Source organism: Pseudomonas moorei, assembly GCF_042846945.1.
In the GTDB taxonomy this organism is placed as follows: Bacteria; Pseudomonadota; Gammaproteobacteria; order Pseudomonadales; family Pseudomonadaceae; genus Aquipseudomonas; species Aquipseudomonas moorei.
Genome location: NZ_AP035776.1, coordinates 139,760 through 152,718 on the forward strand (window position 1 = coordinate 139,760; position 12,959 = coordinate 152,718).

Genomic DNA, 12,959 nt, shown 5'->3' on the forward strand with positions numbered 1-12,959 from the left:
AGTCTTTTGTCCTACAGGATTTAGTATGCCGCTCACTGACAAACCGCTCTCGGGTCTGAAAGTCATCGAATTGGGCACTTTGATTGCCGGTCCTTTTGCCTCGCGCATCTGCGCTGAATTCGGTGCCGATGTGGTCAAGATCGAGTCTCCGGACGGTGGCGATCCGCTGCGCAAGTGGCGCAAGTTGTACGAGGGGACTTCGCTGTGGTGGTTCGTTCAGGCGCGCAACAAAAAATCCCTGACGCTCAACCTCAAACATCCGGATGGCCTGGCGATTCTGAAAAAATTGCTCAGCGAAGCGGACATCCTGATCGAAAACTTCCGCCCCGGCGTGCTGGAAAAACTCGGTTTGGGCTGGGACGTCTTGCACGCGCTGAACCCGAAACTGGTGATGGTGCGACTCTCGGGCTTCGGTCAGACCGGTCCGATGAAGGATCAGCCTGGTTTTGGTGCGGTCGGTGAATCCATGGGGGGCCTGCGTTACATCACCGGGTTCGAAGACCGGCCACCGGTGCGCACCGGGATTTCCATTGGTGACTCGATCGCCGCGCTCTGGGGCGTGATTGGCGCGCTGATGGCCCTGCGTCATCGCGAGGTCAACGGTGGCCAGGGCCAAGTGGTGGATGTGGCGCTGTATGAAGCGATCTTCGCCATGATGGAAAGCATGGTCCCGGAATTCGATGTGTTCGGCTTCATTCGCGAGCGCACCGGCAACATCATGCCCGGCATCACACCCTCCTCTATCCACACCAGCGCCGATGGCAAACACGTGCAGATCGGCGCCAATGGCGATGCGATTTTCAAGCGTTTCATGCTGATCATCGGTCGCGAAGACCTGGCCAATGACCCGACCCTGGCCAGCAACGACGGACGTGACACCCGCCGCGACGAGCTCTACGGGGTGATCGATCGCTGGGTCAATTCGTTGCCGCTGGACACGGTCATCGAGCGTTTGAACCAGGCCGACGTGCCCGCCAGCCGGATCTTCAGCGCCGAAGACATGTTCAGCGACCCGCAATACCTCGCCCGGGAAATGTTCCTGCAAGCCAAACTTCCGGATGGCAAAGGCTTCAAGATGCCGGGGATTGTGCCGAAACTCTCAGAGACACCCGGTGAATGTGAATGGGTCGGGCCGCAACTGGGTGAACACAATGCTCAGGTACTCCACGATCTTGGCTATGACAAGGGACAGATCGAAAAGCTGCGTGAAGACGGGGCCATCTAAGCTGAAGCGCCTGTTTTCATCAGCAAGCCATTCCTGCCGCAATCAACGCGTACTGACCGTGTTCGCGCTGTTGGCGGGACTGGCCTCGCCCGTTTTGGCGCAACCCAGGGACACCTTGATCTGGCTCCTGCGCGATTTGCCACCCACCATGATTCTTGAAGGCCCGAAAAAAGATCAGGGTGTCATCGATCAACTGTTGCCGCTGTTGATCGCCGGCATGCCGCAGTACGAACACACTTTGATGCGGGTTAACCGCGCTCGTGGAATGCAAATGCTCCACGAAGAATCTTTTACTTGCGATCCCTCGCTGGTCTGGACCAAAGAGCGGGAGCAGTGGATTACATTCTCCATTCCGGCGTTTCTTGCGGTGAGTAATGGCCTTGCGGTCCGGCAGGAAGATCGATCGGTTCTGCAACCTTTTCTGGTCGACGGAGAAGTCGATCTGGCAGCCATGTTGGCCAGTGGCACGAAAAAAGTCGGCGTAGTGGCTGGCCGCAGTTACGGTCAATTTCTCGACACCCTGCTGCGACAGGCACCGCCCGGCGCCTTGACGCCCCATTACGGCAATGACGCCCTTGGCAGTCTGTTGCAGATGCAACGCCTGGGGCGATTACAGGTGGTTTTGGGTTACTGGCCCGAGATCCGTTATCAGGCACAACAGAAACACATCTCCGATGAGCAGCTGCAGTTCTATCCGATCAAGGGGACGGGAAAATACCTGTTCGGGTACATCGGCTGCTCCAATACACCTCAGGGCCGAGAGGCGATCAGCGAGATAAACCTGCTTTTGCGCACCTTGCCGCACGACCGACTGGATCAGCTATACGCCGATTGGCTGGACCCGGAAAGGCGCAGCGATTATCTGAGAGATGCCAAGGCGTTTTTTGAACAGCAGGCCGGGCACTGACAAATCCCGGGCAAAAGAAACCCCGAGAAGTGGGGAGACGACTCGGGGTTAAACGTGGCCTACATAAAGACCCGTAGCAGCAAGCTACAAGCACCGGAGCACAATGCTTGATCCTGCTGTTAAGAGATCTGACTGACGTTGGTGCAGGAAGGTTCCCACAAAAAACAATTCAGTTGCGGCTGGCAAGCAACTTGTCTTGCGCAGCATTGCGCAACGCCGCGATAACACAGGGCTCCAGGCGACCTTCCGCAATCAGTACATCACGATGCAAACCGTCGACCACATCGGTGAGCAGACGTTTATCGCTAAACTGGGCCTGACTGAACTCACGTTCAACCACAGTGGTGCCCATGGTATTGGTCAATGTCACCCGGCATTCACCATGAATACCCGAGGGGGTCAGCGTCACCTGGTACGGGCTCAGAGCCTCACCGAGCAAGAGACTGATACTTTCCATCTCGATCACCACTCAATAGTCCGAAAAAAGTGCCTGGGGCGTGCCTACAGTAAATGACCGCTGGCCCGAGAAGAAAGTTCTGAATACCGGATGCAACTTCGTCTGCGTCTCCGGTCGAAAGAGCATGCATGGCAAAGATGACAGAGAAAAAACAGTCGCATCACGCCTGTCGGATACGCTGACCGAGATCCGTCCAGCCCCCCAGCAAACCGCGCAGCTGGCCGTCCGCACCGTAAAACGGCACCGTCCATTGGTAGATGTCCCTGAGGCCGTTGTTGAACATCAATTGCCGCCTGCAGAATCGTGTGGAGCGCGAGCCCAGCTGGGCCATGAATTCGGTATGCAACAGTTCAGCGGTCTCTTTGGGCAGGATCTCCAATTCAATCAGCTGCCGCCCCTGAATCCGATCGATTCGGGTCGACAGACTCTCTTCGAAACTCCTGTTGCACAGGATCAAGCGCCCTTGCAGATCACGAACGAACATCGGGTCAGGCGTCGCGTCCATCAGCGCCTGCTGGAAAGCGAGCTGATCCCCAAGACGCTGCTCAGTCTCCAGTCGTTGCCGGACCACCGAGGCCAGCCGGCGGTTACAGAGCAGGAACAGCACGGCGAATACACTGACGACAAACACACCCCGGCAGCTCCACTGTGTCACCCGCTGCCAAACCGTCGGCTCTGCGGTCGTAACGACACCATTGAGCCATTTGCGGCGAATGGCGCGTAACTCGGCGGGGGGAAACGCCTCCAGTGCCTTGTTGAGAATGCTCAATAGATGCGGCTGGCCTTTGCGCACCGCCAGATGCTCAGGGTCCCACCGTCCCTCCAGAATATGCCCCAGCTGAAGCTGCCCCGAGGGAAAGAGTTGAGCGCCGATTTCGTTGTCGATGGTGGCATAGGCCTCACCGCTTTCAACCAGCGCACGGGCCTCCGCGTAGGTTTTGACGGTGCGTAGCTCAATGGTCGGGTATTCATGGCGAATTGATGCTTCCAACGCATGACGAGCCGGCAACACCAGCACCCGCTTCGCCAGATCCTCCAAAGATTGCACCTTCGGTGCCTCTGCCCGCCCGACGAATACCCAGCCCGCGCCACCATATGCATGGCTGAAGTCCAGGAACACCTTGCGTTCGTCATTGATTGCCAGCGTGGTGCTCATGTCCGCCTCACTGCTTTCCAGGCTGGCCAGCATCTGATCGGTAGAAAACGCTTCGACATGAACGAACTGCAAACCGGTCATGGCGCCGATGCGATCGAGTACATCCTTGTTCAAACCGATCCAGCGGCCATGCTCATCCTTGAACAGATACCGTGGGTACTCCAGCGAAGCGACGATGACGCGCGGATGCTCGGCAATCCATTTACGCTCTTGCTCGTCCAGCTTGAGGGCCTTCGCAGGCGCGGGAGCCGCCGAATCTGCCGCCAGCACCCACTGGGTAAAACCCAGGGTCCCGAGCAAAATCAGCCAGCGCGGGGCGGGCGTTAACTTTCTGAAAAACAACATTGCCACTTCCTTGATGATCAGCTCGCCCGTCCTTAATGGGCGACTCCAGCTGATCAGTGTGGCATGCAGAAACGAGAAAGCCCGTCATGAGACGGGCTTCAATTTGTGACAGCTTTTGCCGGTTACAAAGGCTTGCCGCGGTTGCCATGCTGACTGACAAAGGCCTGTACGGCTTTAAGGTCATTCGGCAACACCGTGCAACGTTCGTCTCGCTCAAACAAATCAGAAAGATGTGCCGGGAGTTCGAGCGCTTTTCCTACACCGGCTTTTTCCACGGCATCCGGGAATTTGACCGGGTGAGCCGTGCCCAGGATCACCATCGGAATGTCCAGGCTGCGACGGCATTCCCGCGCGGCCCTGACACCGATGGCAGTGTGCGGATCCAGCACCTCACCGGTCTGCTCGTAGACTTCGGCGATGGTCTCGCAGGTTTGTGCGTCATCCACCGCCAGCGAATCGAACAGTTTGCGTGCTTCGGTCCAGCGCTCCTGCTCGACGCTGAAGCCGCCACCTTGCTTGAAGCTGTCCATCAACCCGGCAATCGCCGCGCCATTGCGACCGTGCAGGTCGAACAGCAGACGCTCGAAGTTCGACGACACCATGATGTCCATGGACGGCGACAGGGTGGCGTGCAGGGTTTCCTTGACGTACTGATTGCCGCTCATGAAGCGGTGCAGGATGTCGTTGCGGTTGGTGGCGACGATCAATTGATTGATCGGCAGGCCCATGTTGCGCGCCAGGTAGCCTGCGAAGATGTCGCCGAAGTTGCCGGTCGGCACCGAGAACGACACCGAACGCGCCGGGCCACCCAGCTGCAGCGCAGCGTGGAAGTAGTAAACGATCTGGGCCATGATCCGCGCCCAGTTGATCGAGTTCACCGCCACCAGGCGAGTGCCCTTCAGGAAGCCCTGGTCGGCGAAGCTCGCCTTGACCATTTCCTGGCAGTCATCGAAGTTGCCTTCGATCGCAATGTTGTGGATGTTCTCGCCGAAGATGGTGGTCATCTGCCGACGCTGCACTTCCGATACACGGTTGTGCGGGTGCAGGATGAAGATATCGACGTTTTCGCAGTGTTTGCAGCCTTCGATGGCGGCCGAGCCGGTATCACCGGAGGTCGCACCAACGATCACCACGCGCTCGCCGCGTTTTTCCAGCACGTAGTCCAGAAGGCGACCGAGCAGTTGCAGGGCGAAGTCCTTGAAGGCCAGGGTCGGGCCGTGGAACAGCTCCAGCACCCATTCGTTGCCGTTCAACTGACGCAGGGGCGCAACGGCGCTGTGGGCAAACACACCGTAGGTTTCTTCGAGGATTTTTTTGAAATCGGCGTCCGGAATGCTGCCGGTGACGAATGGGCGCATGACCCGGAACGCCAGCTCGTGATACGGCAGGCCGGCCCAGGAAGCGATTTCTTCCTGGGTGAAACGTGGCAGGTTTTCCGGGACGTACAGACCGCCGTCGGTGGCCAGACCGGCCAGCAGGACGTCTTCGAAATTCAGGGCCGGTGCCTGGCCGCGGGTACTGATGTAACGCATGACTGACTCCAATGGACAGTGTTCGCAAACCCGGGCTCAACCCGTGAGCCCGGTGAACGATAACGGCTTAGTTCAGGTGCTCGACGCGGATCCGTACGACCGGACCCACAACGCCAGCCAAGGCTTCCAGGGCGGCGATCGCGTCATTGATATGCTGCTCCAGCACACGGTGGGTCAGCAGGATCATGGGCACCAGGCCGTCGTGTTCTTCAACTTCCTTCTGCATGATCGATTCGATGTTGATGCCACGCTCCGACAGGATGCTCGCCACTTGCGCCAGCACGCCCGGGTGGTCCTTGGCCTGAATGCGCAGGTAGTAGGAGCTTTCGCAGGCCTCGATCGGCAGGATCGGGTGGGCCGACAGCGAATCCGGCTGGAAGGCCAGGTGCGGTACGCGGTTTTCCGGATCGGACGTCATGGCGCGAACCACATCCACCAGGTCGGCAATGACCGACGAAGCGGTCGGTTCCATGCCGGCGCCGGCACCGTAGAACAGGGTCGAGCCAGCAGCATCACCGTTGACCATGACCGCGTTCATTACGCCGTTGACGTTGGCGATCAAACGATCGGCCGGGATCAGCGTCGGGTGGACGCGCAATTCAATACCGGCCGCAGTGCTGCGCGCCACGCCCAGGTGCTTGATGCGATAGCCCAGCGCTTCGGCGTAGTTCACGTCAGCGGTGGTCAGCTTGGTGATGCCTTCGGTGTAGGCCTTGTCGAATTGCAGCGGGATACCGAAAGCGATGGACGCCAGGATCGTCAGCTTGTGCGCCGCGTCGATGCCTTCAACGTCGAAGGTCGGATCGGCTTCGGCGTAACCCAGGGCCTGCGCCTCAACCAACACGTCTTCGAAGGTGCGACCCTTCTCGCGCATTTCGGTCAGGATGAAGTTACCGGTGCCGTTGATGATCCCGGCCACCCAGTTGATACGGTTGGCCGACAGGCCCTCGCGGATCGCCTTGATCACCGGGATGCCACCCGCCACGGCTGCTTCGAACGCAACGATCACGCCCTTCTCGCGAGCCTTGGCGAAAATTTCGTTACCGTGAACGGCGATCAACGCCTTGTTCGCGGTGACCACATGCTTGCCATTCTCGATGGCCTTGAGTACCAGCTCACGGGCAACGGTGTAGCCGCCCATCAACTCTATAACGATGTCGATCTCAGGGTTCGTGGCCACTTCGAAGACATCGTTGGTAATCGCAATACCGGTCGTTTGGAACTGAGGCTTTGGCGTGCGCATGGCAATTTGTGCCACTTCGATTCCACGCCCGGCACGACGAGCAATTTCCTCGGCGTTGCGCTGAAGTACGTTGAAGGTACCGCCACCGACGGTTCCTAACCCACAGATGCCTACTTTGACCGGTTTCACTGTGAACTCCCCATAAAACGGCCGACTCAAGGCCGGCCGTGAAAACAACCGCATGCTCGCGGCTCTCTATTGATGGCCCGGCGAATGCTGCTGCCGGACCACGATCGTCAATGGCGGACCATGACGATGCGAATTTACTTCGCGCCCAGCGCCAGTTTGGCGACTTGTGGCGCAGGCTGGTAGCCCGGAATGACCTGACCGTCGGCCAAAACGATGGCCGGTGTACCGTTCACGCCAATCGACTGGCCGAGGGCGAACTGTTTGGAAACCGGGTTATCGCACTTGGCGGCCTTGATTTCCTTGCCATCGACCATCTTGTCCATGGCCGCTTTTTTGTCTTTCGAGCACCACACGGCCTGTAGCTGTTCGTCACCTGGCGAGCCAAGGCCCTGGCGCGGAAACGCAACATAACGCACTTCGATGCCACGCTTGTTCAACTCAGGCACTTCGGCGTGCAGTTTGTGGCAGTACGGGCAAGTGGTGTCGGTGAACACGGTGATGTGCGATTTGGTTTCGCCAATGGCCGGATAAACCACGGTTTCGGCAACCGGAATCTCGTTGATCAGTTTGGAGATGCCCAGGCGCTCGGTCTTCTCGGTCAGGTTGACCGGCTTGCCGTCCTTGAGCTGGAACAGGTAACCCTGAACCACGTACTGACCGTCGGCGCTGGCATACAGCACGCGGCTGCCCTTCAATTTGACTTCGTACAGGCCCGGCAGCGGGCTGGCGGTGATGCTTTCTACGGGCACTTCGAGCTGGAGGTTTTCCAGGCTTTTACGGATGGCTTTGTCGGCCGCGTCATCGGCGACGGCAAAGGTGCTGACCAACGCAATGGCGGCGGCGGCGAAAATCTGGATCAGACGCATGAGAACTCCTGAAGGCGGACAAATGGGACGGTCAGAACGCCCGTGCCGAAACACCGGGTCATAACCGCCCATCGTGCAAACCGTCAAAGCCTACCACATAAGGCAACGGTGTCCGACTCCCGGTGATGCAAGGCTTTGGCGACTGCTTTCCGTGGGACCGAGCTTGCTCGCGATTGCAGTCAGTCAGGCGCCATTAATGTTGGATGTTCAGGCCTCATCGCGAGCAAGCTCGCTCCCACAGGACTTTCACTAGCCTCTAGGATGATGTTTGGCGTGCAGATCCTGCAACCGAGCCCGGGCAACATGGGTATAGATCTGGGTGGTCGACAAATCGCTGTGGCCCAGCAGCATCTGCACCACCCGAAGGTCGGCACCATGATTGAGCAAGTGGGTGGCGAAAGCGTGGCGCAGCGTGTGCGGCGACAGCGACTTGCCGATACCGGCGACTTTCGCCTGATGCTTGATCCGATGCCAGAATGTCTGCCGCGTCATCTGCTCTCCTCGCTGGCTGGGGAACAAGACATCGCTGGGACGCCCGCCGAGCAGCTCGCCGCGTCCGTCGCGCAGGTAGCGCTCGACCCAGACAATCGCCTCCTCGCCCATCGGCACCAGTCGCTCCTTGCTACCCTTGCCCATCACTCGCAATACGCCCTGGCGCAGATTGACCTGTTCCAGCGTCAGGCTGATCAGTTCCGTCACCCGAAGGCCGCAGGCATAAAGCACTTCAAGCATGGCGCGGTCGCGCTGCCCGATGGCTTCGCTCAAATCAGGCGCCTTCAACAGGGCTTCGACATCGGCCTCCGACAAGGACTTGGGCAGCGGCCTGCCGAGTTGCGGCATATCGATACGAAGCGTTGGGTCAACCGCGATCAGTTTTTCCCGCAGCAGATAACGATAGAAGCCACGCACGCCCGAGAGAAATCGTGCGGTTGAACGGGGCTTGTAGTTTTGCTCCACACGCCACGCCAGATGGTCGAGGATCAACTCGCGTCCGGCGTTAACCAACTCCAGCCCTTTATCCTGCAACCAGCCGTTGAACAGGGCCAGGTCGCTGCGATAGGCATCGCGGGTGTTATCGGAAAGACCTTTCTCCAACCAGAGTGCGTCGAGGAACTGGTCTATCAATGGATGTTCGATGGCAGGCATGGGCACTCAAAACACACGGCCTTGAAACGGCGCGTAAAAAATCAGGAGGACTGTAGAAACGGCCGCTAGTCTTTCATAGCCAGCCATTGCAAGGAACAGGGAGCTTGAATGAGTGAACAGCAGTTGATGCTGGCATTCTGGCCGATCCCGTTTTGTACTGATACGTCTGCACAAACATTGCGCAGGCTCTGTAGCAACCGGACAGTCGAGTGGACCCTGCCGACGTTGATTCAGTCCACGACCGAGTAGGCTCAATACCACGGCAATCCGCTCGAGCGTCGCTAAATCACAGGCAACAAAAAAGCAGCCCGTAGGCTGCTTTTTTTCTGCATCGGAAGCTGGACTTAAGCCAGTTTTTCCTTGATGCGAGCTGCTTTACCGGACAGGTCACGCAGGTAGTACAGCTTGGCTTTACGTACGTCACCGCGACGCTTGACAGCCATGCTGTCGATTTGCGGGCTGTAGGTCTGGAAAGTACGCTCTACGCCAACACCGTTGGAGATTTTACGAACGGTGAATGCACTGTTTACGCCGCGGTTACGCTTGGCGATAACAACACCTTCGAACGCTTGCAGACGCGAACGGTCGCCTTCCTTCACTTTCACCTGAACGACAATGGTGTCGCCCGGGGCAAAGGTAGGGATCTCTTTGGTCATCTGCTCTGCTTCGAGTGCAAGGATGATTTTGTTAGTCATGCTGTGCTCCTAAGGTAAATCGTCGGATCTACCATCGATACGTTGTTAACTATCGTCCCGCTCGCGGATGTATTCCTCGAGCAGCTTCTTCTCTTCTCCAGAAAGCGAGCGGCTTTCTAGAAGATCGGCGCGTCGTTCATAGGTCCGACCAAGGGACTGCTGTAAACGCCAACGCCGGATGTGCGCGTGATTGCCACTTAGCAATACGTCGGGAACACGCTGATCCGCATACACCTCAGGTCGGGTGTAGTGCGGGCAATCCAGCAAACCATCCGTAAAGGAATCTTCCTCGGCGGAGTCCGCATGCCCTAAAGCTCCAGGCAGCAGTCGTGTAACCGCATCGATCAGGACCATCGCCGGCAGCTCACCGCCAGACAGTACATAGTCGCCAATCGACCACTCTTCATCGACATGAGCATCAATAAAACGCTCGTCAATGCCTTCATAGCGGCCGGCAATCATGATCAATGCATCCAGATTCGCCAACTCGCGCACCGCCGACTGAGTCAGTTGGCGGCCTTGGGGCGACAGGTAAATCACCTTCGCGCCCTCCCCGGCGGCTGCCTTGGCTTGAACCAGAGCATCTTCCAGGGGCTTGATCTTCATCACCATGCCCGGACCACCGCCAAATGGGCGATCATCCACAGTGTGATGTCGATCCGTCGTGTAGTCTCGCGGATTCCAACAGGTGAGCTGCAAGAGCCCCTGTTTCACCGCACGACTGGTGATGCCGTACTCGCTGATGGCGGAGAACATCTCGGGAAACAAACTGATCACTTCTACGCGCAAGTTAGCCACGCTTAGAAATCCGCGTCCCAATCCACCTTCATCTCGCCTGCGGCCAGGTCGACAGCCAACACGCATTGCTCGGTATAGGGCAACAGGCGTTCGCGATCATCCAGGCTGCCAGCGCAAGGCTTGACCACCATGACATCATTCGAGCCGGTCTCGAGCAGGTGATCGATCTTCCCGAACAGTTGTCCGAGGGTGTCGATAACCTTGAGACCTTCCAGCTGGTACCAGTAGTACTCGCCGTCGGTCAGTTCAGGGAACAGGTTGCGCGGCACGCAGATCTCATAACCGGCCAGAAGACGAGCTTCCTCACGATCATCGAGACCCTTGAGCTTTGCGACCAGGAACTTGTCGTTCCCGCGTCCGCTGACCAGCTCTACCTGCTTTACATTGCCGTCACGCTTGAGCGTCCAGGTTTTGTAATCCAGCAGGTTCTTAATCGGATCAGTAAAGGAATACACCTTCACTTCGCCGCGAACGCCGTGAACCGAATAAATCTTGCCGATAACGATCAAATCATCAGCAACAGCTGGCGTCGCGTTCATATTGCTCAGGCCGCAGCCTTAGCAGATTCCTTCAACAACTGAGCAACGCGCTCAGAAGGTTGTGCACCAACGCTCAGCCAGTAGGCTACGCGCTCTTGGTTCACGGACAGACGGACTTCTTGACCACGAGCAACCGGGTTGAAGAAACCAACCTGTTCCTTGTGCGAACCGTCGCGCGGGTTGCGGCTGTCGGTTACGGTCAAGTGGTAAAACGGGCGCTTTTTGGAGCCGCCAAGGGCAAGACGGATTGTTAGCATGTGAACATCGTTCCTGTAGTCGGTGCTGCAAATCTAAATGCACAGCGGGCATGGGTGCCCGAAAGGCCGCATATTCTAAGGAATATCCGGACTTTTGCAAATGACTTTTTCCGGCGCCTGTTGGCCGCCATGCAGATTTGCCATAGAGCCGTCGTTGAAAACGGCCGATCAGCTCCCGCCTATGCGGGTTTGCTGGAGATCCCACTTCCCTGTGGGCTGCGCCAGAGCAAGCTCTCGCGCGTATTCTTTACATTTTCGGCATGCCGCCGCCGGGCAACATACCGCCCATGCCGCGCATCATTTTGGCCATTCCGCCTTTCGCGGAGAATTTCTTCATCATCTTCTGCATCTGCTTGTGCTGCTTGATCAAGCGACCGATGTCCTGCACTTGCGTGCCGGAACCCATGGCGATACGACGCTTGCGCGAACCGCTGATCAGCTCAGGGTCACGACGCTCGGCCGGGGTCATGGAGTTGATGATGGCTTCCATCTGCTTGAATTGTTTTTCTGCCGCGCTCTGGGCATTGCCCATCTGCGCCAGGTTCACACCGCCCATGTTCGGCAGTTTGTCCATGAGGCCGCCGAGGCCGCCCATGTTTTTCATCTGTTGCAGCTGATCGCGGAAGTCCTCGAGGTCGAAACCCTTGCCCTTCTTCAGCTTCTTGGCCAGTTTGTCGGCCTTGTCCTTGTCGAGGGTGGCTTCTGCCTGCTCGATCAGGCTGAGCACGTCACCCATGCCGAGGATCCGCGAAGCAATACGCTCAGGGTGGAACGGATCGAGCGCTTCGCTCTTCTCGCCCATACCGATGAACTTGATCGGCTTGCCGGTGATGGCGCGCACCGAAAGGGCCGCACCGCCACGGGCATCACCGTCAACCTTGGTCAGGATCACACCGGTCAATGGCAGCGCATCGCCGAAGGCCTTGGCCGTGTTGGCGGCATCCTGGCCGGTCATGGCGTCGACCACGAACAGCGTCTCGACCGGGTTGATCGCGGCATGCAGCGCCTTGATCTCGCCCATCATCTCTTCATCGATGTGCAGGCGGCCGGCGGTATCGACGATCACCACGTCGATGAATTTGAGTTTTGCTTCTTTAATAGCGGCTTGCGCGATCTCGACCGGCTTCTGGGTCAGGTCGGAAGGGAAGAAGGTGACGCCGACTTCGCCCGCGAGCATTTCCAGCTGTTTGATCGCCGCTGGACGGTACACGTCCGCGGACACAACCATGACCGACTTCTTCTTGCGCTCTTTAAGAAAGCGCGCAAGCTTGCCGGCGGTGGTGGTTTTACCAGCACCCTGCAAGCCGGCCATCAGGATCACGGCAGGCGGAACGGCGCTCAGGTTCAGGTCTTCGTTAGCCGCGCCCATCAGGCTTTCGAGTTCGGCCTGGACGATCTTCACGAAGGCCTGGCCCGGCGTCAGGCTGCGCGACACCTCGGTGCCGACAGCGCGTTCCTTGACCGAATTGACGAAGTCTTTGACCACCGGCAAGGCGACGTCGGCTTCAAGCAACGCCATGCGCACTTCACGCAGGGTGTCTTTGATGTTGTCCTCGGTCAGCTTGGCCTTGCCGGTGACATGGCGCAGCGTCTGCGAGAGACGGTCGGTTAAGTTTTCAAACATTGCGCGATCCTTTCAGGCCCTGTGTAGACCGGGATAGTGG

13 protein-coding genes are annotated in these 12,959 nt (G+C 58.2%); 2 read left to right on the forward strand and 11 right to left on the reverse strand.

Annotation, left to right across the window (positions count from 1 at the left end; all coding sequences use genetic code 11):
* Positions 1-25: 25 nt before the first annotated feature.
* The gene (locus ACGJAX_RS00685; protein WP_090324927.1) at positions 26-1,225 is read left to right on the forward strand and encodes a CaiB/BaiF CoA-transferase family protein; all 1,200 of its coding nucleotides are present in this window, start codon (positions 26-28) and stop codon (positions 1,223-1,225) included.
* Positions 1,206-2,132: a TIGR02285 family protein gene (locus tag ACGJAX_RS00690; protein ID WP_390960039.1), complete on the forward strand. Its 927-nt coding sequence runs from the start codon at positions 1,206-1,208 to the stop codon at positions 2,130-2,132. The genes ACGJAX_RS00685 and ACGJAX_RS00690 overlap by 20 nt, the downstream gene beginning before the upstream one ends.
* Before the next feature lie 169 nt (positions 2,133-2,301).
* Here ACGJAX_RS00690 and ACGJAX_RS00695 read toward each other — a convergent pair whose 3' ends face one another.
* The 11 genes from ACGJAX_RS00695 to ffh form a co-directional block, all read right to left on the reverse strand.
* Positions 2,302-2,589: a DUF3509 domain-containing protein gene (locus ACGJAX_RS00695; protein WP_390957190.1), complete on the reverse strand. Its 288-nt coding sequence runs from the start codon at positions 2,587-2,589 to the stop codon at positions 2,302-2,304.
* Positions 2,590-2,749: 160 nt separating this feature from the next.
* Positions 2,750-4,090, reverse strand: coding sequence for a transporter substrate-binding domain-containing protein (locus tag ACGJAX_RS00700; protein WP_390957191.1), 1,341 nt, complete (start codon positions 4,088-4,090; stop codon positions 2,750-2,752).
* 122 nt (positions 4,091-4,212) lie between these two features.
* Positions 4,213-5,622 carry a threonine synthase gene (gene thrC / locus ACGJAX_RS00705; protein WP_090324933.1) on the reverse strand — a complete coding sequence of 470 codons (1,410 nt, stop codon included), beginning with the start codon at positions 5,620-5,622 and terminating at the stop codon, positions 4,213-4,215.
* Between the two features lie 67 nt (positions 5,623-5,689).
* Positions 5,690-6,994 (reverse strand): homoserine dehydrogenase, encoded by a 1,305-nt coding sequence (locus ACGJAX_RS00710; protein WP_090327524.1) that lies wholly within the window; start codon positions 6,992-6,994, stop codon positions 5,690-5,692.
* Between the two features lie 134 nt (positions 6,995-7,128).
* Positions 7,129-7,860 (reverse strand): DsbC family protein, encoded by a 732-nt coding sequence (locus ACGJAX_RS00715; protein ID WP_248916081.1) that lies wholly within the window; start codon positions 7,858-7,860, stop codon positions 7,129-7,131.
* Positions 7,861-8,109: 249 nt separating this feature from the next.
* Complete coding sequence (gene xerD, locus ACGJAX_RS00720) at positions 8,110-9,006, reverse strand: site-specific tyrosine recombinase XerD (protein WP_390957192.1); 897 nt, start codon at positions 9,004-9,006, stop codon at positions 8,110-8,112.
* Between the two features lie 344 nt (positions 9,007-9,350).
* Positions 9,351-9,701, reverse strand: coding sequence for a 50S ribosomal protein L19 (gene rplS, locus ACGJAX_RS00725; protein ID WP_003175895.1), 351 nt, complete (start codon positions 9,699-9,701; stop codon positions 9,351-9,353).
* A gap of 45 nt (positions 9,702-9,746) precedes the next feature.
* A complete protein-coding gene (gene trmD / locus ACGJAX_RS00730; RefSeq protein WP_390960041.1) occupies positions 9,747-10,457 on the reverse strand; it encodes a tRNA (guanosine(37)-N1)-methyltransferase TrmD in 711 nt (236 codons plus the stop codon).
* 44 nt (positions 10,458-10,501) lie between these two features.
* Complete coding sequence (gene rimM, locus ACGJAX_RS00735) at positions 10,502-11,038, reverse strand: ribosome maturation factor RimM (protein WP_007972729.1); 537 nt, start codon at positions 11,036-11,038, stop codon at positions 10,502-10,504.
* Positions 11,039-11,043: 5 nt separating this feature from the next.
* The gene (rpsP, locus tag ACGJAX_RS00740) at positions 11,044-11,295 is read right to left on the reverse strand and encodes a 30S ribosomal protein S16 (RefSeq protein WP_003198088.1); all 252 of its coding nucleotides are present in this window, start codon (positions 11,293-11,295) and stop codon (positions 11,044-11,046) included.
* 247 nt (positions 11,296-11,542) lie between these two features.
* Entirely contained in the window at positions 11,543-12,919 is a 1,377-nt protein-coding gene (ffh, locus tag ACGJAX_RS00745) for a signal recognition particle protein (RefSeq protein ID WP_090324937.1), read from the reverse strand.
* Between the last annotated feature and the right edge of the window lie 40 nt (positions 12,920-12,959).

Coding starts and splice junctions, on each gene's coding strand:
- ACGJAX_RS00685 (WP_090324927.1), top strand. CDS start 26: ATGCCGCTCACTGACAAACCGCTCTCGGGTCTGAAAGTCATCGAATTG.
- ACGJAX_RS00695 (WP_390957190.1), bottom strand. CDS start 2,589: ATGGAAAGTATCAGTCTCTTGCTCGGTGAGGCTCTGAGCCCGTACCAG.
- ACGJAX_RS00700 (WP_390957191.1), bottom strand. CDS start 4,090: ATGTTGTTTTTCAGAAAGTTAACGCCCGCCCCGCGCTGGCTGATTTTG.
- thrC (WP_090324933.1), bottom strand. CDS start 5,622: ATGCGTTACATCAGTACCCGCGGCCAGGCACCGGCCCTGAATTTCGAA.
- ACGJAX_RS00715 (WP_248916081.1), bottom strand. CDS start 7,860: ATGCGTCTGATCCAGATTTTCGCCGCCGCCGCCATTGCGTTGGTCAGC.
- xerD (WP_390957192.1), bottom strand. CDS start 9,006: ATGCCTGCCATCGAACATCCATTGATAGACCAGTTCCTCGACGCACTC.
- rplS (WP_003175895.1), bottom strand. CDS start 9,701: ATGACTAACAAAATCATCCTTGCACTCGAAGCAGAGCAGATGACCAAA.
- trmD (WP_390960041.1), bottom strand. CDS start 10,457: ATGTTCTCCGCCATCAGCGAGTACGGCATCACCAGTCGTGCGGTGAAA.
- rimM (WP_007972729.1), bottom strand. CDS start 11,038: ATGAACGCGACGCCAGCTGTTGCTGATGATTTGATCGTTATCGGCAAG.
- rpsP (WP_003198088.1), bottom strand. CDS start 11,295: ATGCTAACAATCCGTCTTGCCCTTGGCGGCTCCAAAAAGCGCCCGTTT.
- ffh (WP_090324937.1), bottom strand. CDS start 12,919: ATGTTTGAAAACTTAACCGACCGTCTCTCGCAGACGCTGCGCCATGTC.